This is a genomic window from Paenibacillus sp. FSL R5-0527, from assembly GCF_038008055.1.
In the GTDB taxonomy this organism is placed as follows: Bacteria; Bacillota; Bacilli; order Paenibacillales; family Paenibacillaceae; genus Fontibacillus; species Fontibacillus macerans.
In genome coordinates this window covers 3508239-3533875 of sequence record NZ_JBBOYI010000001.1, presented here as the reverse complement: position 1 = coordinate 3533875, position 25637 = coordinate 3508239, and the positions used below count along the sequence as shown (strand labels likewise).

General features: G+C 51.1%; 23 protein-coding genes. 7 read left to right on the top strand and 16 right to left on the bottom strand.

Going from position 1 to position 25637, the window contains the following annotated elements; all coding sequences use genetic code 11:
- Positions 1 to 71: 71 nt before the first annotated feature.
- The 3 genes from NYE69_RS15560 to NYE69_RS15550 form a co-directional block, all read right to left on the bottom strand.
- Complete coding sequence (locus NYE69_RS15560; RefSeq protein ID WP_036623949.1) at positions 72 to 377, bottom strand: PTS sugar transporter subunit IIB; 306 nt, start codon at positions 375 to 377, stop codon at positions 72 to 74.
- Positions 378 to 689: a PTS lactose/cellobiose transporter subunit IIA gene (locus NYE69_RS15555; protein ID WP_340926908.1), complete on the bottom strand. Its 312-nt coding sequence runs from the start codon at positions 687 to 689 to the stop codon at positions 378 to 380.
- Between the two features lie 61 nt (positions 690 to 750).
- Positions 751 to 2106 (bottom strand): PTS sugar transporter subunit IIC, encoded by a 1356-nt coding sequence (locus NYE69_RS15550; protein ID WP_340926907.1) that lies wholly within the window; start codon positions 2104 to 2106, stop codon positions 751 to 753.
- Positions 2107 to 2379: 273 nt separating this feature from the next.
- On the opposite strand from NYE69_RS15550, the gene NYE69_RS15545 reads away from it, so the two are divergent.
- Genes NYE69_RS15545 through NYE69_RS15535 form a run of 3 tightly spaced genes read left to right on the top strand, consistent with a single transcriptional unit; the run spans position 2380 to position 4612 of the window.
- Positions 2380 to 2880: a DUF6773 family protein gene (locus tag NYE69_RS15545; RefSeq protein WP_340926905.1), complete on the top strand. Its 501-nt coding sequence runs from the start codon at positions 2380 to 2382 to the stop codon at positions 2878 to 2880.
- Positions 2881 to 2916: 36 nt separating this feature from the next.
- Positions 2917 to 3114: a helix-turn-helix transcriptional regulator gene (locus tag NYE69_RS15540; protein WP_340926904.1), complete on the top strand. Its 198-nt coding sequence runs from the start codon at positions 2917 to 2919 to the stop codon at positions 3112 to 3114.
- 58 nt (positions 3115 to 3172) lie between these two features.
- Positions 3173 to 4612 (top strand): erythromycin esterase family protein, encoded by a 1440-nt coding sequence (locus NYE69_RS15535; protein ID WP_340926902.1) that lies wholly within the window; start codon positions 3173 to 3175, stop codon positions 4610 to 4612.
- 376 nt (positions 4613 to 4988) lie between these two features.
- On the opposite strand, the gene NYE69_RS15530 is transcribed toward NYE69_RS15535, so the two are convergent.
- Positions 4989 to 5522 (bottom strand): chromate transporter, encoded by a 534-nt coding sequence (locus NYE69_RS15530; protein ID WP_340926900.1) that lies wholly within the window; start codon positions 5520 to 5522, stop codon positions 4989 to 4991.
- Between the two features lie 13 nt (positions 5523 to 5535).
- On the bottom strand, positions 5536 to 6171 hold the full coding sequence (locus tag NYE69_RS15525; protein ID WP_340926898.1) for a chromate transporter: 636 nt from the start codon (positions 6169 to 6171) through the stop codon (positions 5536 to 5538).
- Positions 6172 to 6447: 276 nt separating this feature from the next.
- On the opposite strand from NYE69_RS15525, the gene NYE69_RS15520 reads away from it, so the two are divergent.
- Positions 6448 to 7638 (top strand): ROK family protein, encoded by a 1191-nt coding sequence (locus tag NYE69_RS15520; RefSeq protein WP_340926896.1) that lies wholly within the window; start codon positions 6448 to 6450, stop codon positions 7636 to 7638.
- A gap of 13 nt (positions 7639 to 7651) precedes the next feature.
- Here NYE69_RS15520 and NYE69_RS15515 read toward each other — a convergent pair whose 3' ends face one another.
- From NYE69_RS15515 to NYE69_RS15505, 3 genes are read right to left on the bottom strand one after another with little or no spacing between them, the layout of a single operon-like run.
- Positions 7652 to 7885, bottom strand: a complete 234-nt coding sequence (locus NYE69_RS15515) for a hypothetical protein (protein ID WP_036623957.1) — start codon at positions 7883 to 7885, stop codon at positions 7652 to 7654.
- Between the two features lie 7 nt (positions 7886 to 7892).
- Entirely contained in the window at positions 7893 to 9107 is a 1215-nt protein-coding gene (locus NYE69_RS15510) for a Ger(x)C family spore germination protein (protein ID WP_036623958.1), read from the bottom strand.
- Positions 9108 to 9110: 3 nt separating this feature from the next.
- On the bottom strand, positions 9111 to 10631 hold the full coding sequence (locus tag NYE69_RS15505) for a spore germination protein (protein WP_340926895.1): 1521 nt from the start codon (positions 10629 to 10631) through the stop codon (positions 9111 to 9113).
- A 172-nt stretch (positions 10632 to 10803) separates the two neighbouring features.
- Between NYE69_RS15505 and NYE69_RS15500 the strand changes: the two genes are divergently transcribed.
- The 3 genes from NYE69_RS15500 (at position 10804) to NYE69_RS15490 (ending at position 14263) form a co-directional block, all read left to right on the top strand.
- On the top strand, positions 10804 to 11922 hold the full coding sequence (locus tag NYE69_RS15500) for a GerAB/ArcD/ProY family transporter (RefSeq protein WP_340926894.1): 1119 nt from the start codon (positions 10804 to 10806) through the stop codon (positions 11920 to 11922).
- A gap of 150 nt (positions 11923 to 12072) precedes the next feature.
- The gene (locus NYE69_RS15495) at positions 12073 to 13323 is read left to right on the top strand and encodes an anaerobic sulfatase maturase (protein ID WP_340926893.1); all 1251 of its coding nucleotides are present in this window, start codon (positions 12073 to 12075) and stop codon (positions 13321 to 13323) included.
- Positions 13324 to 13459: 136 nt separating this feature from the next.
- Entirely contained in the window at positions 13460 to 14263 is an 804-nt protein-coding gene (locus NYE69_RS15490) for a MurR/RpiR family transcriptional regulator (RefSeq protein WP_340926892.1), read from the top strand.
- 57 nt (positions 14264 to 14320) lie between these two features.
- Here NYE69_RS15490 and NYE69_RS15485 read toward each other — a convergent pair whose 3' ends face one another.
- From NYE69_RS15485 to NYE69_RS15450, 8 genes are all read right to left on the bottom strand, one after another.
- On the bottom strand, positions 14321 to 15031 hold the full coding sequence (locus NYE69_RS15485; RefSeq protein WP_412761739.1) for an N-acetylmannosamine-6-phosphate 2-epimerase: 711 nt from the start codon (positions 15029 to 15031) through the stop codon (positions 14321 to 14323).
- A gap of 5 nt (positions 15032 to 15036) precedes the next feature.
- Positions 15037 to 16605: a PTS transporter subunit EIIC gene (locus NYE69_RS15480; RefSeq protein WP_328272338.1), complete on the bottom strand. Its 1569-nt coding sequence runs from the start codon at positions 16603 to 16605 to the stop codon at positions 15037 to 15039.
- Positions 16606 to 16836: 231 nt separating this feature from the next.
- Entirely contained in the window at positions 16837 to 18297 is a 1461-nt protein-coding gene (locus NYE69_RS15475) for a sulfatase family protein (RefSeq protein WP_340926890.1), read from the bottom strand.
- Between the two features lie 28 nt (positions 18298 to 18325).
- Positions 18326 to 19789, bottom strand: a complete 1464-nt coding sequence (locus NYE69_RS15470; RefSeq protein ID WP_340926889.1) for a sulfatase — start codon at positions 19787 to 19789, stop codon at positions 18326 to 18328.
- 27 nt (positions 19790 to 19816) lie between these two features.
- A complete protein-coding gene (locus NYE69_RS15465) occupies positions 19817 to 20668 on the bottom strand; it encodes a carbohydrate ABC transporter permease (RefSeq protein ID WP_340926888.1) in 852 nt (283 codons plus the stop codon).
- 37 nt (positions 20669 to 20705) lie between these two features.
- Positions 20706 to 21596 (bottom strand): carbohydrate ABC transporter permease, encoded by an 891-nt coding sequence (locus NYE69_RS15460; protein WP_340926887.1) that lies wholly within the window; start codon positions 21594 to 21596, stop codon positions 20706 to 20708.
- A gap of 52 nt (positions 21597 to 21648) precedes the next feature.
- The gene (locus tag NYE69_RS15455) at positions 21649 to 22977 is read right to left on the bottom strand and encodes an ABC transporter substrate-binding protein (RefSeq protein WP_340926886.1); all 1329 of its coding nucleotides are present in this window, start codon (positions 22975 to 22977) and stop codon (positions 21649 to 21651) included.
- A gap of 205 nt (positions 22978 to 23182) precedes the next feature.
- A complete protein-coding gene (locus tag NYE69_RS15450) occupies positions 23183 to 25507 on the bottom strand; it encodes a helix-turn-helix transcriptional regulator (RefSeq protein WP_340926885.1) in 2325 nt (774 codons plus the stop codon).
- Between the last annotated feature and the right edge of the window lie 130 nt (positions 25508 to 25637).

Genomic DNA, 25637 nt, shown 5'->3' with positions numbered 1-25637 from the left:
CCACTTGATCTTTTCCCCTCCTTTACTAAATTGGAAATGCGAGTTCAGAAAGCCGGTTTTTCACTAGACGCCTAAGCCCCCGCCAGCTCGATCGCCCGCTTAAGCACTTTATCCCCCTTGGACAGCGCGTAGTCGCGGCTGTCGATCACCTCGCACGGCTTGCCTTTGGCCGCGCACGTTTTTTCCACCGCGCGCAGCTTATGGCGAATCTGCGGGCCAAGCAGCACAACGTCGAAGTCGTCGATTAAAGCTTCCAACTGATCCACCGGATGCGCTTCTACCTTCCAGTCCGCCCGTTCGGGGCCAAAGGCGTCGCGAATGCTTTTCTCCAAAATGCTGGTGGAAATTCCTCCTGCGCAAACCAATAAAATGTTCATTTACAGCACCTCCGTTAATTTTTCAACCAAATCGCGAATCGTCAGGGTCGTCATCAAGTGGTCTTGAGCATGAACCACCAATACGGACATCTCAACCTTTCGCCCGTTGGTCTCGCCGGTCATCAGCGAGGTTTGGCTGCGGTGCGCCCGGCGCAGCAAGGTATTTGCCTCCTCGAACAGTTTCCGTATTTTCTCTTCATCTTTCGGCTTGACGTAGTCCATCGCTTCCAAGAGAAGTCCCCGGGCCGTGCCGCTCGATGAGATCATTTCCATGCAAATTTGTTCCAGATTAAGTTCATGATTTGTCTCCATTCCCATTCATCCTTTATTCAGATTTGAGAGGTGAACTATACTTTAAGTCGCTACTTTGTTGCTAGCTGTGGCTTGGCGTTCCTTCCCCGGCCGCGGCCAGACGCTCCTCTTCCTGTTCCTCGGCCACCATTTTGCTCTCGAGGCGTTTGTAAAACGGATAATAGATGATCACATCCACCACAATGATGAAGAGCGCCACCAGACCGGCCTTCACCGAAGCCGACGCGGCCATGGCGATCAGGATCACCGGCGTTTGCGCCGGCACGTTCAGGATCGGTGCGTTAAGCATATCGAACCAGTGAAAAGCCGCATAGGTAATCACCGTATTGACCGCAGGCACCAGCAGGAACGGAATCAACAGTCTGGTATTTAGCGGGATCGGCGTACCGAACATCGTCGGTTCGCTGATGTTGAATATGGCCGGCAGAATGCCGATCTTCCCGACCTGGCGAAGCCCTTTGGACTTACTGCGGGTGTTCAGCAGGGCCAAAGCAAACACCCCGGCGCCGCCGATGGCGATAAAGCCGAAATGAACAGGCGTCGTAAACACCTTGTCGTACGGCAGGCCCGCCGAATAATTGTTCAGGTTGGAAACGATATTTTGGATTTCGATCGGCAATATGATCGGCATGACAATGCTTCCGCCGTGAATGCCCAGAAACCAGAACAAATTGATCAGCACCATGAAAAACCCGACCATGTAGACGTTGTCAAAGTTATGCACCAGCGGCCCGAACAAGTTGGTGATCAGCTGCGACAAATGAGCGCCCGTCAAGCCGAGCAAAAGCTTGTCCAACCCGACGAAGACAATGACCGCCGCAATGCCGGGAAGAATGGCGTTAAACGATGTTTGCACGTAATTCGGGACAGAATCGGGAAAGCGGAACCCGATCTTTTTCGTTTGGAAGAAACGGATCAGCTCGACGGTAATGATCGTGATCACAATTCCCGAGAAAATCCCGGACGAGCCAAACGCCGACATCGCCACTTGGAGCGTGGGGGCATCGTTAACCATGATCGTTTGCGGCTGGCCGACGAGCATGAAATATATCATCGCGCTGTTGATGACGGCTCCGGTTTCATTTAATTTGTAGTGCCGCGCCAGGTTAAAAGTAAACGCCAACGTGAAAGCGATGCCAATGATGCCCGTGGAAATATCGTTGATGCCGCGAAGCCAGGCGTTTTGTTCCCCCCACGCCGCCCAGCCCTGGAGCAGGGACGGAATGAACCCGGATGATTCCAGAACGACCTGCGGGATGGGAGGCTTGCCGATGATCACGGCGATCGCTCCGACAATCGTAAGTGTGAGCGTTGATAAAATGGCCGTCATGATCGAACGCAAATAGCGGTTGTTTGAAGCCCAATCGGCAACCGGCGCCATGACCCCCTCAATACGTTCCAACATTCTGTCGAACATTGCAGACCCTCCTCAAAGTTTTGTGAGCGTTACTTCCTGAATGAGCTTCGAGCAAAACTCGCAGCGGAAGCATCGGCTTATGTTGTTATAGTTCAATTATATTGAACATGATAGCGCATTCAATTTGCATTTTTTCCGAATGAAACGGAAAAAACGCAGCGGAAGCCGCCCTTGCGGGCAGTTGGCTGATTAGCAAAATGACATATATATATTGCAAAATGTCCGATATATGTTCTATACTGTGACTAAGCAAATTTGAAAGGAGACATCACGATGAAATGGTTCGACAAAAAAGGAACGGTGCGCGATGAGCGCATTGAGCAGTTGAAAAACCGGATCTATAAGGAAATTTACGTGCTGATCGCGATCATTTGCAGCGTCTCCGTCCTTTGGAAGACCTTTGCCTACCGCGTTGAACAATCCACGCTGCTCGAAGTTATTATCCTGCTGGCGGGCGGCGCGTATTACGTCATCCGCAGCATCGCGCTCGGCATTTATTCGGATGAGGTCGAGGTTTATGAACAAAGTGGCAAACGCTCCTACGGCAAGCTCACCTTATATACGGGGCTCGCCATCGGGCTTGCGCTGGCGCTGCTGATCGGCATCCGCAGCGCCGTCCTGTACGGCGATGAGAACACTTACCTAAAGTACTTTGTGATGGTATTTTTGTTTTCAATCGGCCTGTATATTCCGCTGTTTGCCGGAGGCTTGACGCTGATGCACTTTATGGCCAACAAGCTGAGCCGCAAAGCATCGCAAAATGACCAGGAGTAATCCGGCGGCCAGGGGAAGGGAGACAGGTGATTTTGCATGAAAAATATCAGGTTGAAAATGGCCCGGGTCGAAAAAGATCTGTCCCAGGAAGAACTGGCCAAGATCGTAGGCGTGTCGCGGCAAACGATCGGTTTGATCGAACTAGGCAAATACAATCCCACCCTCAGCTTGTGCATCGCCATCTGCAAGGCGCTATCCCGCACGCTTGACGAGCTGTTTTGGGAGGAGGATTGACCTGAATATCCCGTACGCCCGGCATATGCCTAAATTTAAAAGGTAGGGAGATCATTTCATGAAACAACAGACATTCAAACGCACGCTTGCGCTAGGTTTGATTACGGCGATTTTTCTGGGGGCGGTACACATCCCGAAAACGAAGGCCGCATCCGGCGGGAGTAATCAGCGTATTCAAGGAACAGTCGTCTCTTCCGGTCCCGCCCGCACGGCCGAAGACAAAATCAAGGACTGGGAAGCGTGGGCAAACGACCATGCCTACAAACTGGAGACGATTCAGCCCGTGGACGCAGGCGCCGACCGGAGCAAGGCTTTTCAAGATCTGAGCATGCTGAAGCCGCTGCTGCTGGACAAACGGATCGTATTTCTCGGGGAGAGCTCCCACGGGGTGGCGGAATTTAGTCTGGCCAAAACGAGGCTGATCCAATTTCTTCACGAAGAAATGGGATATCATGTCCTCGCTTTTGAAAGCGGACTGGCAAACACCTCGCTGGCCTACGCCAAGTCGGCATCCCAAAGCGCGGAGCAGACGATGAAGCAGGCGATTTTTGGCGTCTGGTGGTCCAAGGAGACGTTGCCGTTGTTTGAATACATTAAAGCTGCGCAACAAAGCGACCAGCCTCTCGCCTTAACGGGATTCGACATGCAGCTGCAGTATCCGCTGCTGGACGGCGGCTGGCTGCAGGACCAGACCTTGGCAGAACGCCTGGCAAACACGGAGCAGAGGCTGTCCGACTATGCGAACGGCACCGATCTGAAAGGATACCAAGAGGACAAAAGCGCTATCATCCAGGTTTATAACGACATCTTAAAAGATGTAGAATCCGCAAAAACGCAGGCCGCCCTGAAAGAGCGCTATCCGGACAACGCTAAACTTCCGGTGCTGCTGGAGCGCGGCCTGAACGAACGCATCCGCTTCGCCAATGAATACGCCGAGATTTCGATTCGCGCCAACCTCGGCATGCAGACAGGAGACTACGCCCCGTTTTTCGAATCGATGGAATGGCGGGACAAGACGATGCTTGATAATCTGATGTGGCTGGTCACCGAGGTATATCCAACGGAGAAATTTATCGTCTGGGGGCATAACGACCATATCCGCAAAGCGCACAGCGAAGTCATGGGCACGCCGTACCCGGTGAAACTGATGGGCGAACTGCTCCCGGACGAGATGAAAAAATACAGCTATACCATTGGTCTGTATCCAGCCAGCGGCAAAACGGCGGACAACACCAAAACCGTACACGACGTGCTTCCGCTGGAGCCCGGTTCGGTCGAGTCGATCCTGTCCGCGGCCAAGACGCCGTATACGTTCGTCGATTTGCGCTACCAAAGCAGAGAGCGCGGGAACTCCTGGATGTTCGAACCGCGGTTTGCTTACAGCTGGGGCATCATCCCGGAAAGCCTGGTCCCCCGCGATCAATACGACGGCCTTTTGCTGATCGATGGTGTGAACCCGCCGCAATACTTAACCTCGAAATCGAGCGCGGCCAATTAAGGTTCAACCTGGAAACCGGTTCTTGACAGCCGGCTGTCTGGAACGGCCGGCCGTCGGCCTTCAAAATAGCGGCATTTTATGTACTTATTATCCGGAGCCTGCCCTGTTCATCTCCATTAGCGGCACTTTATGTACTTATTTCTCTATGAATGGTCCAGAACGCCGGCATTTCCTTGCGGCGAGGGAAAATAGCGACATAAATTTCCTCTATTTCCCTCCAATTGACGGATCTCGCCGGAATAACGACGTTTTTTGCCCTTATGTTTTTTGTGAAGTTTCTATGATTGTTGGGTCAAGCGCCGCTTTAGGTTTTGAATCCCAATTAACGCTAAAAAACAACAGGGGCTTCCTAATCAGCAAATTAGGAGGCCCTGATTTAAAACAGCACGATTCCCGCGACCGCGGACAGCAAAATGACCGCAAAGGGATGAACTTTGTATTTGGCCACCAGGGCCAGGCTTCCGGCAATGATCAGCAGCGTTCCGGCCATGGACCAGCTCAGCAAAGGTTCGCTCCGCCCGCTGAGTCCGAAATGGATGGCGGCGTAAATAATCAGACCCGTCACGATCGGGCGCAGGCCGTAAAACGAGGACTTGACCCAGTCGTTGCTGTGCAGTCTTAGGAAAAAGGCCGTAAGCAGGATGACGATAATAAGCGACGGCAAAATGATCCCGACCGTGGCCACGATCGCTCCCCAAATCCCAGCCTGCGAATATCCGATCAGCGTGGCCGCATTCGTAGCGATGGAACCCGGGGCCATCCCCGCCAAGGCGACGATCTCCTGAAACTCCCCGGCATCCACCCATCCCATGGCCGCCACCTCCCGCTGAATCAGCGTCATGACCGCGTAGCCGCCGCCAAAGGAAATAAGCCCTACTTTGATAAAGACCAAAAACAGCTGCCAAAGCATAGATGATCACCCTTTAGATGTAGTATTCCGGGAAGTGAAGCTCCTGTGTATCCTCGGTCCGCGCCTTTTCCGTCCGCACGGTCATCCCGCATTTCCGCTTAATCAACACGACGATGGTCCCGGCGATCGGCCCCCCCAAAATAAGATAAAACGAATGAATGCCGGTAAATAAGAGGAGCGCGACCGCGATTCCCGCGATCACCAGTGTGGCCGCATCCAGGACGGAGGATTTCCACATCTTGAAAGCGGCTACGATGATCAGGGAAACGACCGCGGCGTGAATGCCTTTTAATGCGGCTGCCACTTTGGCGTTATCTTTGAAAAAATAGCTTAATAGGCTCAGGAGAAACACGATGATAAACGTAGGCAGCGTAATCGCGGTCACGGCCGTCACGGCGCCGGCGATTCCGCCCAGCCGATAGCCGATGAAAGCCGCGGAATTGACGGCCACGCCGCCGGGGGCTGATCCCGAAATGGACACCATGTCCCCCATTTCCTCCTGGTTCATCCACCCTTTTCTATACACGATTTCCTCTTCGATCGTCGCGATCATCGCGTAGCCGCCGCCAAACGTGGAAGGTCCTATTTTAAAAAACACACAAAAGATTTGCCATAAAGTGTTCATACGCTGGATTAGCTTGCGGTTCATCCGAACTCACTCTTTTCTGTCTCGTCATGCTTTTTTACTAGAAGCTATAAGCATTATAACACATTAATTTCATTTTGGATTAAAGTTATGATAAATTTATAAAAAATTCGCAAAATTCAGGCGCTTATCAACTCCTAAGTTGTGTGTTTTGCCCAACATAATTTCAAATAGAATTTATGTTGATTATTCTGATGAAATTAACTGGAAATAACGCGAAGTTGCCGCTATACTTGTAATATCCCGACTAATTAACTTGGAAATGGAGAAACGTACGTTATGATTACTCATTCCAATCCTTCGATAAAAAAACAGGTTTACGACCGGATTTCCTACCTCGGGACCGTCTCCAAAGCCGATTTGTTGAATCACTTTTCGCTCACCAGCAGCAGCATGACGCGCTTGCTTGAAGAGATGACCAACCAGGGGCTGATCATCGTCTCCGGACTTGGCCACTCTACCGGGGGAAGAAAGCCGATTTTGTTTCAAACCAATCCGACGTACCGCTATCTGTTCGGCTTAGAAATTTCCCGCCTTTATTCCACGCTGGGACTATACGATATGCATATCAACACCTTGTCCCTGACCCGTTGGAAAATGGACGAACACATGACGCCCGAGCTGTTTGTCGATCACGTTGTGAATAGCGCGCGGGAGTTCCTGGCCAAGCACGGCATCTCGCCCGGCGATATCTTGGGCATGGGGATTGGGGCGGTTGGTCCGCTGGACCAAAGAAAAGGAATCATTCTTGAGCCGGAATTTTTCCCCGCCTCCTCCTGGAACAACGTGCCGATTTGCGAAATGCTGACGGAGCGGCTGGGGTTCCCGGCCAAACTCGATAACGGCGCAAACACCGCGTTGATCGGGGAGCATTGGGCGCTGCGGTCCGAAAACATCCAGCATGCCCTTTACGTGCACTCCGGTGTAAACATTCGGTCGGCCGCGATGTCCGGCGGCCAGATTCTGCGCGGGGCCGTGGATACCGAAGGGGCGATCGGCCAGATGATCATTCAGGCGAATGGGCCAAGGCTGCGGGAAAAAGGCAATTACGGGGCATTGGAAGCCTTTGTGTCGGTGCCGGCCCTTGAAGAACGGGTGCGCACCCAGCTAAAAATCGGGCGCGGCAGCCTGCTCTCCGGTATTTCGCCGGACCAGGTCAACTTTGCCACGCTGGTAGACGCCCTGGCCCAAGACGATCCGCTGGTAAAAGAGCAATTTACGGAAACGGCCGCTTATTTGGGCATTGGGCTCGCCAACCTGATCAATGCGCTGCATCCTGAATACGTCATTTTGGGCGGCCCGCTTGTCGGCGCACATCCGCTCGTATTCGACACCGCGCTGGAGATCGCCAAGAAAAACACCTACCATTATCCCGAGTACAGCCCGGTCTTCACGCAGGGACAGCTTCTCGAAGAAGCCGTGGCCACCGGAGCGGCCGTCATGATGCTGCAGGAGTGGGAAGGAAACTAGCTCGCGAAAACTATCATCCTAACATACGCTGAAACAAATCATTGACAGGCGTATATAACCAAATGATGAAATAAAGCGGGCTGGGAACCTGCACCTTGAATACAGTGCAAAGTGTTGCCGAAATGCCGGCGATCCAGAGCAGGATGAAGACGGCAAGCTGGCCGAATCGGCGGGAGCGGGCCAAGGAAGGCAGATCAATCGCTATACAGCATGCGGCAACCAGCAGCACCGCCAGAAAGTCCTTCATTTGGCCCTCACCCCTTTATGTCATCCTGAAATGATTTATCGATGGTGCCAATCCGGTTGATATGTACGGAAGCTTGATAATGAACGGGCAGCGTTTTCAGGTAAGTTTCCCGCTGATCCTTCAGCTTCTCCCACACCTTCGGATGGGATTGGTAAATCAGTTGGCCAAACCCCAAAATATCGGAATTGTATTTCTCAATAATATGATCGGCCGCATTTTCCATGAGGTAAATGATCCGTTGTTCCGACTTTTTCTCCAATTCTCTGATCACCCGGTCGTCATCCAGCCGATCCGTGCTCTGTGTGCTCTCAACATTGACTGTAGCCCGGACGGTAATATAAATATGCGGCTCCCCGCCGATGATTTTGACCTTGCGTTTGGTTGAAGATCGGAGCACCTCCATCACGATGGGTTGCCCGTCCTCCCCCATGACCGGACCGGCACTCCCGCTGACTTCACCCATGATATAGTTATAACCTATCGTTTCCATTTCGTTGAGCCATCCGAGCAGCTTGTCCTTTCTAAACACGCCGAGGCCGCGAAGCAGCAAGCTTGCTTTGGGCCTCGTGCTTTTCAGGTTTTTCGCATCCCCGTCCACAGAACGGTCGCCAACAATCTCGATGCCCGACAGCGCGACGTTTCTCCCCTCGGCTACCAAACGGTCAACCAGTTTGTCAATGGTAACGGGCGTGGTTCTGGCGGTTGCCTTGGACGATTTCTGCAAGGAATAAAACAGCCGGTTGGCCGGCAATTTGTCCAGCGGCGTCAAAAACTGCAGCACTTCGGAAGCCTGGGCATCCCGCGCTACCATGATATAGAAATCCGACCGTGGCTCGCGGCTTCTTAGAATGACATCCAGCACCTTGCCGATGCCGTCCCGGGCCAACTCCTCGCCAAGCACCAATACGCGGATATGCCCCAAGTAACTTGACCGGGAGCTCGCTAAAGTGAATTCATGCAAGGCTTCGTAAATGGTCTTGACTTTAAAATCGTAAACGGTGACCGGCGTTCCGCCTCCCTTTGCGGTGGTGGATGTGGCGATCTCCGAAGGAATAACCACCTGCATCGTTACTTTAAATTGGTCTCCTTCCTTATCCAATCCGTACCCCAGGACAAAAGCCAGCTCATTGAGTTCTTTCCTTTCCCAACAACCGCTCAGCAAAGCAGGCAGCAAAATGATCAGCAGGAACCCGCACAGGGTTGATTTCAGCGTTCGCATCATGGCTTACGGTTCCTCCCCTCCGGTTTGTCCTTGCCGCTTCAGGTCGACTGGCCCAGTTTGCTTGGGTCTCGTTGTTAACTTCGGCCAAGGAAAGCGGAACACGGAATCCTTCAAATCGCTTTGAATATAAGGTCCAAGCGGACTCATATAAGGCATGCCGAAAGACCGCAGCCCGGCCAAATGCAGCACGATCATAAAAATGCCGAACAAAATGCCGTACAATCCCATAAACGCCCCCAGCGCCATCAGGACAAAACGGATGATCCGGGCGGCGATGGACATCCCCGTCTCCGGAATCACAAAACTGGAAATCGCCGTAACGGACACGATGATAACCATGGCGGATGAGATAAAACCCGCCTCCACGGCCGCTTGTCCGATAACCAGGGTCCCGACAATGGAAATGGCCTGGCCGATATTCTTCGGTATTCTTACGCCAGCCTCGCGTAAAACTTCATAAACGATCTCCATGAGCATCGCTTCGACAAAAGCCGGAAAAGGCACCGTCTCCCTTTGCGCGGCCAAGCTGATCACGAGGGTGGTGGGAATCATCTCCTGGTGATACGTTGTAATGGCCACATAAAGCGCCGGAGCCAACATCGTGACAAAAAACGCCAAATACCGGATGAATCTCAGCAAAGTGGCGATATCCGCCCGCTGGTAATAATCTTCGGCGGATTGAAAGAAATTCAAAAAGAAAGCGGGAACAAGCAGAACAAACGGTGTCCCGTCCACCAGAATGGCCACTTTTCCATCCAAAATCCCCGCCGCGATCGTATCGGGACGATCGGAATTATAGATCGTGGGAAACGGGGTAACGGCCGTGTCCTGAATGAATTCTTCGATATAGCCGCTTTCCAAAATACTGTCCGTGTCGATCTTATGCAGACGCCGTTTAACTTCATTAACGATTTCCGCGTTGACAACGTTGTCCAGATACATAATGGCCACATCGGTTTGGGTTACCTTGCCGATTTGAAACGTCTCGAGCCATAAATGCCGATCTTTGATTTTCCGCCGGATCAGCGCCGTGTTGGTGCGCAATCTCTCGGTAAACCCCTCCATCGGACCGCGTATAACCGCCTGTGAGCTCGGTTCGCCGACATTGCGGTCCTCCCAGCCGGGAAGCGCGATCCGCAGCGCGTTGTTTGCTCCTTCCAGCAGCAGGATGATGCATCCCGACAAAAGATCATGCAGCAGCTTGTCGTAATCGGCGATTTCCTTTATATCTCCAGCCATCAGAACGTAATCCTTGAGAAGCCCTAGCTTTTGTTCGGCATTCCGCTTTTTCAGGTCATCATGTTCGGAGAATCCCCGCTCAGTCAGCGAGTAAAGGATGGAATTGTGCAGGATGCCGGTATCTACCAAACCATCGATATAAAACAAGGCCAGCTCCGTGTTTGCGCCCAAAATCAGCTTCTTTTTCACCAAATCCGTGCTCCCGCCAAGCGCTTGTTGCAGCAGGATTTCGTTCTCCTGCAGACTGGACAGCAATTGACCTTTAAGGCTTGTTGATTTATCCACTCTCGTTCACCCGGGTTCTTTTTGCTTATTTTGGTCCAATCAGCCATTATTATTCCGAAAAAATCCAGGACAGGAGCATACTGTCTATTCATTCCCGGCATACTAGCACAGACTGCCGCTGAAATGAGGTACCCGGCCGGAAAAACTCTACAGTTCGAAGGAGGTATGGGACATGAGCTTGGAAAAAGGGCGCTTATCTTCGAGACAGCTGGCTGTGCTTGCCCTTTTTGTGTTTGTGGGCGACATGGCGCTGATTTATCCCTTAACCATGACGACCGACTCGCATCAGAACGCCTGGATCGCCGGTTTAATCAGCTTGCCGCTGGGACTCGCCGGCATAGCGATTCCGATCAGGGTACATTATTTTTACCCCCAGCTGAACCTTATCGAAAAAATTAACAAAATATTAGGAAAATGGGCCGGAACCGCAGTCAACCTGTTTTATTTGTTTTTCTTTCTGATGGCAACATCGATCTACCTTCGTGAAATCGAGGATTTCATGTGTACGCAAATTTTTGAAGCGACGCCTGGCGCCGTTTTTCGTGTCATGACCCTGATTCTGGTGGTATACGGCCTCCGCCTTGGTCTCGAGACGCTGGGCAGGGCTGCCGAAATATTTTTGCCCCTGTTCGTGCTGTTTATGGCTTCATTGATGATTCTGCTGCTCCCGCAGGTCCAACTGGAAAACCTGTTCCCGATCATGAATACGCCTTTGCCCAAATTGCTGCACTCCGTGTTGTTTGGCATCAGTTATCCGTTTGGCGAAATGATGGTATTTCAGATGGTGCATCCGTACGTCAAGCTGAGCAGGACTACCAACAGAGATATCTTTCTCTCCATGATTATCGGAGCGGCTATCCTGAATCTGATTTTATTTCTGTCCATTACCGTTCTGGGAGCATATCTATCCGAGCATCAATTTTACGCCGCCTATATTTTGGCCCAAAAAATCAACATCGGCAACTTCCTGCAAAGAATCGAAGCGCTTATGGCCATCGTGTGGATCATCACCACTTATTTCAAAACGGCGCTGTATTTCTACGCCTTTACGCTCGGTACCGCCCAGCTGTTTAACCTGAAAAATTTCCGTTCTTTAATTTTCCCGGTTGGTTTCCTCTTGTTTGGACTTTCGCAGCTGGTATCGGAAGATATTATTTTCTACATGAAAAGAATCCCAGCCACTTGGGTGGACTGGGATTTCACCATCGGCTTTGTGCTCCCTTTGCTGCTGATGATTGTTTACTATGTCAGAAAATCCAGGACCCGATTTCAGCATCAGCAGCAAAGATAATTTCATATTGGAACAAAGAACAGAGTTATTCCGCTGTATAAATATATTGAAAGCGCTTTACTCGGAAACTTTTTATTGTTTTGACATTATTAAAAGTGGATGATATCTTTGAAATAGTCATAGAATTAAACATAGACAGGGGGGATTGCTTTGTCGGGAAACTGCATGACAGCCCGCCATTCCAACATCGGTGTAATGTGGAAAACCGTGTCGGAGGACTGCAATCTGGCTTGCGATTATTGTTATTACAGCACCTGCGGCGGTAAGCCGGGGCCAAAAATCAACCGGATCGATTCCGCCATTTTGGATAAATTCATTAAGGATTACATGGAGCATAGCCAAGGCGCCGTGGGTTTTGCCTGGCAGGGCGGAGAACCGCTGCTGGCCGGGCTGGAGTTTTTTGAGGAAGTGGTTTACCGGCAAGCCCTGCATGCCCCGCCGCATACGATCATCAGCAACTCGCTGCAGACGAACGCCACGCTGATCAATGACCGCTGGGCTTCCTTTTTTAAAACCTATAATTTTCTGATCGGCGTGAGCCTTGACGGCCCCAAGGAGATTCATGACGCCCGCCGGGTGACTTCCAACGGCAAAGGCAGCTTCGACCGGGTTATGGCCGGCATCGAGCATTTGCGAAAGCACCAGGTCGATTTTAATATATTGACGGTGATCCATAAAGGAAACGTAGGCAAAGCCAAGGAACTGATGGCGTTTTACCGGGAGCACGGCTTCGACTACGTCCAGTTCATCCCTTGCATGGATTTCCGTTCCCAGCAAGTGGACCAGCCCGGTGTCTACGAAATTACGCCGGAGGAATACGGCGATTTCCTCTGCGAAGTGTTCGACGAGTGGTACAATGACAGCGACCCGCAGGTTTCCGTACGCTTCTTTGATAACATGCTAAGCGTTTACATTAACCGCGAAGCGGAGCTGTGCGTCCATCGGGCGGCGTGTCCGACAAGCCTTGTGCTTGAGCAAAACGGCGATGCTTTCCCCTGCGACTTCTTCATCAACGAGCAGTGGACCGTCGGCAATGTCGCCAGCGCTTCCATCGCCGACATGCTGGCCCATCCCAACTACAAGCGCTTCCACCGGATGAAGCCGGCTTTGCCGGACAAATGCCGGTCTTGCGAATGGCAGCGTTTGTGCTACGGCGGCTGCCCGCGGAACCGCAAATGGAATGCGGAAGGAACCGAATCCGCTCCGGATTATTTCTGCCAAAGCTATAAGCGGATTTATGCTCATGCCCATGAACGGATGCAGGAGCTGGGCGACAAGCTGCGCAAGGAGCTCTACAGCCACAATTTACAGCGCTACTTCGCCGGCAAAGCTCCGGGCCGCAACGAGCCTTGCCCGTGCGGCAGCGGCAAGAAGCATAAGGCGTGCTGCGCCCCCGTCTAACCTTTGAAATAAAAGAAACAGGAGCCGATCCCGCGGCTCCTGTTTCTTCTTTTGCCCCGGCTTCTGTTTTGTTTTCACGGAAACCTACTGTTAAAATGGATAATATACCATCCTAATAGAAATGAGGCTTTTTGTGATGTCGTCCAGTGTCATTGACATACTGCAGCTTGAATATCAACGATTTTCAGCCAAGGAAAAAGAGATTGCCGATTACGTGATACGCAATCGTCAATCCATTAACAATATCAATATTAAGGATTTGGCCTCGTATACAAATACTTCAACGTCAACAATTACCCGTTTTTGCAAGAAAGTGGGCTGCGACACTTTTGTCGATTTCAAAATTTTGCTGAACCGTGAAGCCCAAAAGCCTCGTAATGATACGGATATTTTTGTCAAAACGCAAAATCTGTACAATGACATCGTAAATGCGACAGCCGAAATGCTGGATACCGGAAGAATTGAAGAAGTGGTTGAGCTGATTAAGAAATCCCGCAGAATCTATGTTTACGGTTTGGGCAGTTCCGGCCTCTCCGCCCTGGAATTTAAATACAGACTAAGCCGGATGAATCTCGTGGCCGATGCTGTAACGGATTCACATATGATGACGATGAGCGCCTCCCTTCTCGGGAAAAATGATGTTGTGATTGGATTGTCCAACTCAGGACGTACGACAGAGGTAAGTCATGCCTTGGGTCAGGCTAAAAAAAGAGGCGCCAAAGTCATCGGAATCACCAACTTTGACCATACCCCCCTCTCCGAAGTTTCGGATATTTGTCTATTCACGCCGGATATTGGACGATCGGGAGACGTGAATTTCATCAACAGCCAGCTTGCCATCATTTATATTTTGGACGTGATGTCTCTTCTCTTGCTTCAAGACGAAAATTTACTGAAAGCACGGCAGCAAACACTGCAGGCGTTGTATTCAGCGGAATAAGAACGAGCGAGCATTGGCAGAAATCCAGCCGCCGATACTCGCTCTTTTACAAAAATATTATTTTGTCCGGTGCTCTAATTTTGCAATCTCCGATACAAAGCGTTCCGTAATCTGCTGCGGACGGGTGATGGCTCCGCCAACGACAACACAATATACTCCTGCTTTCAGGCAGCTTGCCGCCATTTCCGGCGTCAAGATGTTTCCTTCCGCCACAACCGGAGTCTTCACATGGGACACGATATCTTTTAATATGGCAAAATCATGATCGTACAGTTTACTTTCGGCTGTCTCCTCTGTATAACCGACTAAAGTCGTAGATATCAAATCAAAACCAAGTTGTTCCGCATTCACCGCTTCAGCTGTTGCCGAGATATCTGCCATCAACAGCAGCCGAGGATATTTACGGCGGATCTCGCCGACAAACTCCTTCAATGTCCTGCCGTCCGGTCTTGGCCGGAGCGTTGCATCCAAGGCTACGATCTCCGCCTGAGTTTCGGCTAATTCGTCTATTTCACGCATCGTCGGTGTGATGAACACCGGATTGGTTCCATAGTTTCTTTTTACAATTCCGATGACGGGCAGATCCACCTGCTCTTTAATTTCTTGGATATCTATTGCCGTGTTGGCCCGAATCCCAATGGCCCCGCCTTCTTTGGCCGCTACCGCCATTCTGCCCATAATATACGGACTGTGAAGGGGTTCATGCTCCAATGCTTGACACGATACAACGAGACCGCCTTTTAATCCTAGTTTTTCCAAAGCATTCATTACCATTACTCCGTTTCCAAATATTCTTCAATTTCATTCTTGATTACCGTGACCTGAGGTCCGTAAATCACCTGAACTCCGTTCCCGACAAATACAACGCCTTTAGCTCCTGTAGCTGCAAATGCGTCCTTTTGCACCTTATCCTTATCGATGACCGTAACCCGCAGCCGCGTAGCGCAGCAATCCAGGTCCGTAATATTTTCCGTACCGCCAAGCGCCTTCAATATGGCAGCCGATCTGGATTCTCCTGGCGCCGTTGAAGTACCGCCGTTACCTGGAGCTGCTGCCTCCGGATCAGCCCCTGCTTCATCTTCACGCCCTAACGTTTTCAAATTCAGTTTAACGATCAAAATCCGGAACGTGAAATAATACAGGAGGAACCATATTACACCGATGATCGGCACCAGGATCCAGTTGGTTTTCCCATTGCCCTGCAGAATTCCGAACAGGATAAAGTCAATCAATCCGCCGGAGAACGTCTGGCCGATGGTAATTTCGAAAATGTGCGCCAGCATAAAAGCAAACCCGTCAAATGCGGCATGAATCACGTACAGGATTGGGGCTACAAACAAGAAAGAGAATTCCAAAGGCTCTGTAATCCCTGTTAAAAATGAAGTGAGCGCGGCAGACAGCATCAATCCGCCAACCACTTTTTTACGTTCAGGTTTAGCCGTATGGTAAATGGCCAGTGCTGCACCCAATAAACCGAACATCATCGTGATAAAACGGCCTGACATGAATCTGGATGTCCCGATAAAGTATTTCCCGGTAGCGGGATCGCCCAATTGCGCAAAAAAGATATTCTGCGTTCCTTCGTATACTTTGCCCGCTACTTCCATGGTTCCTCCCAAACCGGTTTGCCAGAATGGAAGGTAGAAAATATGATGCAGCCCCAGAGGCCCAAGCATGCGCAAGAAAAATCCGTAAAACAGCGTCCCGATATAACCGGTTTTGTCGACCAGACTGCCGAGGCCAGCTATACCGGTTTGGATTGTCGGCCAGATCAAAAATAAGGCAATCCCGATGAAGATGGCCGCAAACGACGAAACGATCGGAATAAACCGGGAACCGCCGAAAAAGCCAAGAAACTGGGGAAGCTCGATTTTATTGTACCGGTTATGCAGCCACGCCGTGACCAAGCCGACAACAATTCCTCCCAGAACCCCTGTCTGTAAGGTTTGAATTCCCAGCACCATACCCTGGCCCGCTCCTGCCAGGTTGTCCGCGGCAAGCTTTCCGGTATTGATCAACATCGCATGGATCGAGGCATTCATAACCAGGTAAGACAGACCCGCTGCCAAACCCGCTGTTCCTTTATCCGCTCTTGCCATCCCCACGGAAACGCCGATGGCGAAGATCAAGGCGAGATTATCGAACACAATGCTTCCGGCACTGCTCATCACGGTAAAAATCTGCTGCAGCCAGGTGATTTGCAGAAGCGGATACGAGCTAATCGTATTTGGATTAGATAATGCGCCGCCGATGCCTAGCAAAAGACCTGCGGCTGGCAGTACCGCAATGGGAAGCATGAAGGATTTGCCGAATTTTTGCGCCTTCTCAAAGTATCGTTTCATGAGGGACCACCCTTCTAAATTTATTTTCACTTTCATAATAGATATGAAAACTATTTTCGTCAAGAAAAATATAAATCGCTTTCATGGCGTGTAATATATTACCTTACTTGAACCCTGTAATCCCGAAAAAGAAAAAAGCTCTTAAATCGCCGCGAGGAGCGAATTTAAGAGCTAAGGAACGGAATTCCGTGAAGACATTGACTCTATAAAACCGGGCTCTCTATCCTAACTCTACTGAAATTCCCGGGGATGCCGCTTTTTCAGTTCAGGTACGGCGTCGGCGCGGCCCGTTTGTTCCAAATGCTTGACATAATACGGAAGGTGGCCTTTCGCATGATAAGGGCCGCCTTCTTGAATGACGGTCCATAACGGATCGACGTCATAGGTCATCGATGCCATCATATTGTCATGCCAATCGTTTAGCCGATAAACGGCCTGCATGCAGACTTCCGGGTGCTCAACTGCCACGTCCTGCTGCTCGAACGGATCCGACTTCAGGTTATACAGCATTTCTTTCGGGAACAAATGATAACCGTCGTGATAGGTCCTCATGTACAGCCAATCCCCGAAACGCACGCTGCGTTGGCAGACATGAACGCATTGGGACAAAACCAGATAATCCCTTCCACAATCCGTTCCCGCGGTTAAAGCGGGCGCATAACTTCGGCCGTCCCAGGTCGCGGAGGGCTCCTTGTCAAGAAGTTCGGCGATCGTCGGCAAGAAATCCAGGTGATAGTGCAGCCCTTCGTCGACATTCGGCCGGGTAACGCCCGGCCAGCGAATGATCATCGGGATTCGGCATGTGCCTTGATCCGCCGTGGCATGTTCGCCGTAAATGCCGAGTTGTCCCTGGTTTTCGCCGTGATCCGCGGAGATGATGATGACCAGTTCCTCCATCACGCCCTTACGGTCAAGCGCGTCCATAAGCTGCCCGATGTGTGAATCGACGTAGCGGATTCCGCAGTCATAGCCGTCGATCATTTGCCGCAAGCCTTCCATGTCAAGAAATTCGCCGGGTTGGCGCGGCCATTTGGGGTTCGTCCGATTGTCGAACATGTTGATTTCCCGCGGGCTATGCGGCCCGACTTTCTTCAGATGCCGTTCCAGCATCTCCTCTGTCATCCACTCGGGCAGCGGTTCGCCGGCAAACGGGTTCCCGAATTCCTCCGGCGCCCGGTAAGGCGTATGAGGGTCCCAATAATTGACGTACAAAAACCAATTGTCGTCCTGCGAATTGCGATCGATCCAATCCAGCACGCTTGGCGTCACTTCCTCCGCCGATTCCATGCCGCTTTGGCCCGAATTGTGGATCTCCGAGAAACCCGCATAGAAGGTCCATTGCGAATGTCTTTCTCCGAAAGGGCTGAACAGCACGGTCTTCATGCCCGCCGACCGCAGGAATCCCGGGAGACTTTCGGTCGTCAGCAAATCGCGGAATTGACGGGGCTCCCCTTCCCTCCGAAAGTCCGCCGCCGTTCCCCCATGGCCCACGAGTCCCGAATGGATGCCGAAACGGCCGGACATAAACGCGGCGCGCGAAGGCGCGCACGGAGCGTCGGACGTGTAGTAATTGGTGAACCGGACGCCTTGTTTCGCGATGCGGTCGATATTCGGGGACGTATTTCTGTGGTACCCGTAGCACCCCAAATGGTCGGGCGACGTCGAATCGAGATCCAAAAACAAGATGCGCATCTTTTAACTCGCTCCTTCATCAATAGATTTATATACCTAGCCTTTCATACTGCTCGGGCGGGGCTTCGTTCGCTTCCATGTTCCGCTTCAACAATTGAATCATCGTTTGTTCCAAATTCTTGTCCTGAATCGGGTGCTGCTGCCGGGGGTCCTGCTGCAAATCGAACAGCAGGGTGCCGAACGCATGGGCCCGATTGTAGAGGCCGACACCTTGGACTTTCAGTGTTGGGACGCCCTTTGTGAACGTAAACGGCGGATGGAGTGCCGAGTCGCGAAGTTCCTCCACGGTGAAACGGCTGCGCATGTGCGTGGGCATCAACGTATAGTTGTATAACGGCATGTTCGTCTCGGTCACCGGCGCGCGCATATAGACATAACGCCCATCCGTCACGTTCACATGCCCGCCGTGCATGCCGAAGATCGCGGAATCGCGGACAGGCTGATCGCTTGCGATCGTGGCTTCGAGGTCTTTCCCTTGCATGTCCTTGGGCACGTGGACCCCGAAGTAGCGGAGCAGCGTCGGCGCCAAATCGATCGTCTGCACGAGACTTTGCCTGCGCTCGCCCTGCTTCCCGCTGCGGGGATCCCAGATGAACATCGGCATATGCGCGATCTCATCGTAATAGGGCATCACCGATTTAGCCCACCAATCGTGCTCGCCGAGCAGAAACCCGTGATCGGTATTCACGATCAGCAAGGTGTCCTGCCACATGTCGAACTCATCCATAACATCCAGCACTTTCCCCAAGTAGTGGTCGCACATGCTGAGCAGCGCCGCATATTCGTACCTAAGATGCTCCACCTCCTCCTTCGTCTCGGTGACCGGCCCGTACGGCGGCCAATCGAAATGCTTGCCCGTGTAGTCGTGGGGATAAAGGTCGCGATATTTTTGCGGAGCGTAAAACGGCTCGTGCGGATCAAACGTTTCGATCTGCAGGAACCAGCGATCCTCGTTCCGGTTCGTCCGCATGAATTCCAACCCGTTCTCCATCGTGCGCGCTTGCGGAAAATCCTGCTCTTCGCGAATGTATTTGCGGTTGATCCAGTCGTGGCGGACGAGCCGGCCCATCGCCTTCATCCCGATCGTTTCCGGATGCTCCGGATCGGCGACCTCGCCTTTCCAGGGATCGCCTTCCTGGCCGCGAATCAGTTCGCACGAATTATATCGGGTATGATAGGTTGCGCCGCCGTCCTCCCAGTAATGCTGGTGATCGGTGACGAGATGGGTGTATACGCCGTTTTCGCTCAATAGTTCGGGCATCGAGTCGTCAAAAGGCTCGATTGGCCCCCAGCTGCGATGCAGGAAGTTGTGGCGGCCCGTATGGAGTTCCCGCCGCGCGGGCATGCAAGGCATGCTCCCCACGTAGGCATGATCGAAAACGACGGTTTTCTCGGCCAACCTTTGGAAATTCGGCGCGTGAACCCAATCGCATCCGTAAGGGGGCAGCATGTGCCGATTTAACGTATCGAACATCAACATGATCGCTTTCATCACATTTTCCTCGCTTTCTTACGTAATTTAACCTTTGACGCCGGACGAGACGATACTGCCGACGAATTGTTTCTGGAACAACAGGAAAGCGGCGAGCATTGGCAACGACACCAAAACGGTGGCGGCCATCAGCAAATTGTATTGAATCGTGAACTCACCTTTAAACAGCGATAACGCCAATTGGATGGTCCGCATTGATTCCGTGTTCGTGAAGATCAGCGGCTGGAAGAATTCATTCCAGACGGAAACGATTTTCAGAATGCCGAGTGTTGCCATCAATGGACCGCTTAACGGCAGGAAAATTCTCAGATAAGTTCCGAAATAACCCAACCCGTCCATATAACCTGCTTCATCCAAGTCTTTCGGAAACCCCGAGAAAAATTGTCTGGCCATAAAGATGCCGATCGACCCGGACAAGGCGGGAATGATTAAGGCATAATACGTGTTCAGCCAGCCCGTTCCGCCCTGGCCCCAAATATCGTTATGACCGAACAGCGGAATGCTTTTCATAATGATGAACTGCGGAACTACAATCGACTGCGCGGGCACCATCATCCCGGCCAGCAAGCACACGAAGATGATCGTGCTGCCCCGAAAGCGGATTCTGGCAAACGTATACCCCGCTAGCGTGTTGAATAAAAGGCTGCCTGCCGTCACGACCAAGGTGACGATCAGGGAATTTTTGAAATAAAGCCCCCATTTCCCGCTCTCCATCGCTTGCTGATAATTCTCGAAATGCCAATCGCGGGGCAGGAGTGAAAACGCTCCTGAAATGAGTTCGTCGTTCCCCTTCAGCGAAGTAAAAATCATAACCACGACGGGAAATAAATTGAGCAGCGTAATCACGATCAAAAATACGTAGACTAGAACCTTTGCCATGCTGAGCTTCTTCAACGGTCTCTCTCCCTTCTTCCGTTCAGCTATCCAGCGTTTTCGTTCCGACTCTGTAGTTGATCAAAGTAATGACCAGCGTAATAACGAGCAAGAAAATGGAGAGCGCCGAGGCATATCCCATTTCATACTGCGCGAACGAGGTATCCACAATGCTGTTGACGATCGTATTCGTCGTATTCAGCGGCCCGCCTTTGGTCATCACATAAACGTAATCGAAGACTTGGAACGAGCGGATCGTCGCGGTCACGAAAATGAAAAACGTCATCGGATTCAAAAGCGGCACGGTAATCCGGAAAAATATCCGCAGTTTCGAAGCCCCGTCGATGCCGGCCGCCTCGTACAATTCCTGCGAGATCGATTGCAGACCGGCCAAGTATACGATCAACGCGTATCCGGTCCCGACCCAGATGCCGAGAATACTGATCGACATCAAGGCATACTGCGCATCTCCCAGCCAATTGATCGGATTCAGATGAAGCCCCTTTAGCACCGCATTAAACGGACCGCTCTGAAAGTCATACAAGTAGAGCCATGTCATGGATACCGCGACCCCGGAGATGACGCTCGGCAAATACAACCCCGCACGAAAAAAAGACAGCCCTTTAATTTTCGAATTCAACAGCACGGCCAGAACCAAACCAAGTGCCATCTGCGGCAGAACCGACACGATCCAGAACACAAACGTATTTTTGACGGCGCCCATAAACAATTGATCTTCCAGCATCCGGGCGTAATTGGACAACCCCACCCAATGGCCGGGGGACAGGATGCTATAGTTGGTGAAACTTAAATAGACGACGCATAAAAGGGGAACAAAAATAAAAATGAAGTAGATGAGCACGTTGGGCAATATTAACAGATAGGGCGTTAGTTTTCTTCTCCAGGTCGCGTTCATGCGTTTTCCCCTTTCCATCAAAGGCCCCCTGAGCATGACAGCAGCGCATAGGGGCCCCGGAATTCGCTTTTTACTTTTTGGCGCTTTCTTGCCGGGCCGCTTCCGCGGCATCTTTCATCGCTTGCTCCGGCGACTTTTTGCCGAAGAAGGCTTCTTCCAAGCCGATCCGCAGGTACTTGACGATCGTATTCCAGTTGGCCGAAGGCAAATAGCTGCTGGCGTCGTTCATGGATTCAAAAATGACTTCATTGGCCGGATCCAGTTTCACGAACTCGTCTTGGAGCGATTTCAGCGGCGGGATGTAGCCGGAGGCTTTGGCGAACGGCAGCATTTCTTCCGGCGAGAACATGAATTTCAGGAATTCCCAAGCTTCTTGCGGGTGTTCGGTTTTCTTGGCCATGGTCATGAATGTTCCCAGCATCAGCGAGGTTTGTTCACCGTTTGGCCCTTTCGGCGGCAGGGAATACCCGAGATTCTCCGCGCCAATCGACTTGCTTAATTGCGTCAGCGAATAGGAGCTGGCAAAAGACATGGCCGCCAAATTGTTTTGGAACAAGGTTCCCGTTACGTTCACATCCGTTTGGAACACGATATCTTTATCTTTCACGAGATCCATGACCTGCTCCAGAACCTTAATCGACTCCGGCGAATCAAATGTCGGGTTGCCTTTTTCGTCATACAAGTTCAAGCCGTTAAGCAGCAGCAGGCTTAAAAACGATTGCTCCGAGTTCGCGTTGTTGACGGTGCTCGTCGTGATATCGAGGCCGGAGCGTACGGCTTTTCCGTTCTCTTTCTTGGCCAGCTTCTTGGCGAATTCGAACAATTCGGCATAGGTCTTTGGCGGTTGTTCGGGATCAAGTCCTGCTTCCCGGAAGTAATCCTTTCTCCAAACAAACGGACGGATCTCGGGAATCAGCAGCCCGTACAGGCCCCCGTTCCACTCCCCGGCTTTCAGGATGTCCGGAAAGAAATCGTCTTTGCCGGACCAATTGTCATTTTCGATCAAGGTGTTCAAATCCATGTAATTGCCCTGATCGACCGTCGAGATCAATTGGCCGAATCCGAGCCCGTGGACGTCCGGTTGAATGCCGCCGGCGTAAGCCACCGATAATTTTTGGAAGTAATCGGAGAAAGGGATGGTGGTGATTTCCACCTTAATGTTCTCATGCGTTTTCTCGAAGTCGGCACCGATTTGCTTATATACCGCGTCGAGTTCCGGCGTGTTGATCGGTACCCATACCTTCAGCGTCACCTGCTCCCCCGCGGCGTTTCCCCCTTTACTTCCGCTTGAATCCGCCGATCCCGAGGCATTTCCGCCGCCGGACGAACACGCGGAAACCAATAGAACGAGCGCGGCCATGAATAATGATAGAAAAGCTTTTCCCCTTTTTTGCAACATCGGATCTTCCCCCCGATTTTTAAATTTGATCCGCCGGCTTAAAGCGGCTGATCTTGGCTTTGAATATAGTCTGCCTAAATCAAAAAAAATAGCGTGCATTTTTGATCCGATGATCATCATTTGCACGCCAGCCCAAATGGTCTTTCTTTCCGCGGATGAACCTTTTTTGTACGATGAATGATTTTTGCTAGTAGAGGTTGTCTCACTAGTAGACCTTGCCCGCATCCAGGCGTTTTGCCGTCTCGCGGGTTTTGCTTTCCCGGTATTGGCCCGGCGTCACGCCGACGTTTTTTTTGAAGATGCGAATGAAACTTTGGGTGTTTATATACCCGACTTTCTCTCCGATCCGCTGCACCGTCTCCGCCGAATCCGTCAACATTTGCTTGGCCCGTTCGATCCGTAAATCAATCAAGTAGTCCATGAAATTTTTGCCGGTGCTTTTTTTGAACAGCCGGCTTAAATACGCGATGCTCAGCTGCAATTCGGCAGCGATGCCGCCAAGCGAAATCTCCCGGTCGTAATTGGCGTTCACGTATTCAAGCACATGCGACATTAAGCCGGTGTGATCGGAACGCTCCGCTTCCATGGTTTCCAGCCAATAGGACAGTTTGTTCTTGAACCAGGCCACGGCTTCCTCAATGCTTTCGATGCGCTGCATGGCCAAATGCATCTCCGCGAATACCTTTTCGACCTGCAGCTTCGAGCCCATCTCCATCAACGCATAGGCGGCCGACATCACGAAATCGATCAACAACTGTTGCACAAACATCATCGGATAACCGTCCAAGGACTCCAAAAACAACTTCGTCCGCTCCAGCTCTTCATCGATTTGCCGGATATCGTTGCTTTTGACGGCTTGAAGCAAGGCGTCTTTCCTCCCTCGCGAGACTTCGAGCATATCCGCAAAAAACGGCGTTTCAGCTTCTTGATCCCAGCACATCAGTACGTGACAGCCGCCGCCATATCTTTTGCTTTCCATGAAGTTGCCGACCCGATTCCAGCTATCCGGAATATGCCGGACATCTTGAACAGGGTGGCCAATCACGGCGGTAATGGTAATTTTCAAGTAACTATTGATTTGGACGACGATTGAATTGATTGCGCTTTCAAGTTGGGCTTTGAAAACTTCTTCCTCCATAGGAATGAGGGCGTTGGCGATCATGACGATATCCCGGCTTTCGGTATTCCACATCAAAACTTTGAAGGACTGACCGCCCATCTCTTCGGCCATTTTATAAGCAAAAAAGCGCAGCAAGCTTTGATCCGCCTTGTTATAGGTCTGCAGAAAGTCGTAATATTTATCGATGCGAAACAAAATGACCGAAAACAGGGAAGTGGAAAACGTGAATCCGAGTTGCCCCATCTGTTCTTGTATATCCGGCCATTCCCCCCGATCGTGATGAAGCAGCCGATAACAAAGGGCTTTTTTCAAGATCGGGATATTTTTCCGATACATCCATTCGATATTTTCCCGGTGCTCTTTCAAAGCGGCCACGCTGTTAATCAGCACGTTAAGGGAGAAACTTCTGCCGTTCTTGACGCCCATAACGTTCGAGCTCCCAACGACTTCTTGAATCGTGCGTATTTTTCCGAAGACACTGCGAATCAGGGTGAACGTATAGAAAATTAACATGATAAACAGAAGGAAAAACGCGAGCCAAAGGGCGGAACCGAAATAGATCCCATTACCATTCGTCACGCTTCCTTCGGGTACCGCATAAACAAAACTCCATCCTGACAACCGGGCAGGCAAAACATCATAAAAGTAATTTTTACCGTCCAATGTAATGGAGTCGGAAGCACCTTGGTCGAACCGGGGAACGTTGGCCATGGCCTCCTGATCGAGTTGCCCCGTACTTAACGAAAATAATAAATGCGAGGGCGACTCCAGCCACATCTTTTCCTGCTGGCCGCTTTGAAACGGGTTTTGGAACAACGACTGACTGTTTAAATTGATTTTGATAAAACCGATCGGCTCCGCCGCAATATTGGGAATGCTGCGCAGGATATGCACCGCCGGAGGAGACGAGGAGATAGCGGTGGCAGTGTCATCTATTCTCCAATTAGCGCCCTTTATGATGTCCGCTCTGCTCGCCGACCATTCCTCATCGCTCATCAACGGGATATTGACGATTTGGCCATGGTTGTAACGAAACGCCTGATCGCGCGTGTAGATATCGATGGAGACCATGCAGCAAAAGTCGGCGCCGCTATTGATGATGTCGGTGAGGCTGATGTCCCCGCCTTGTTCCGTACCCTTCAATATACTCATCAATTTCTTGTTATTGGATAGATCGACGGACTTCTTGTCCACATCTTGAAATAAATTATTATAGTAATTCTTGAATAGTGTTTCCGATTTTTTGCTTAAATCCTCAAGTCTGGCCTTTTGCTGAAGGTGATTGTAAGCGCTGTTAAAAATGACAAAACCTAAAGCGGCCAGCACAACCAACAGGCCCAGCGCGGCGGACAAACGATAGAACAAAGACCGGTATTTATCGTTAAAAAGAAGCTCCATCAAACTTTTCATGATCCCGTGCCCCCCGTTGTCGATGGATAATGTGACAAATCTGTGTCGTTACTTTATTCATCATACCACATAAAAAAGCTCCTGAATCGTCCTAATGACAATTCAAGAGCTTATTTATTGCTTCAAGTGA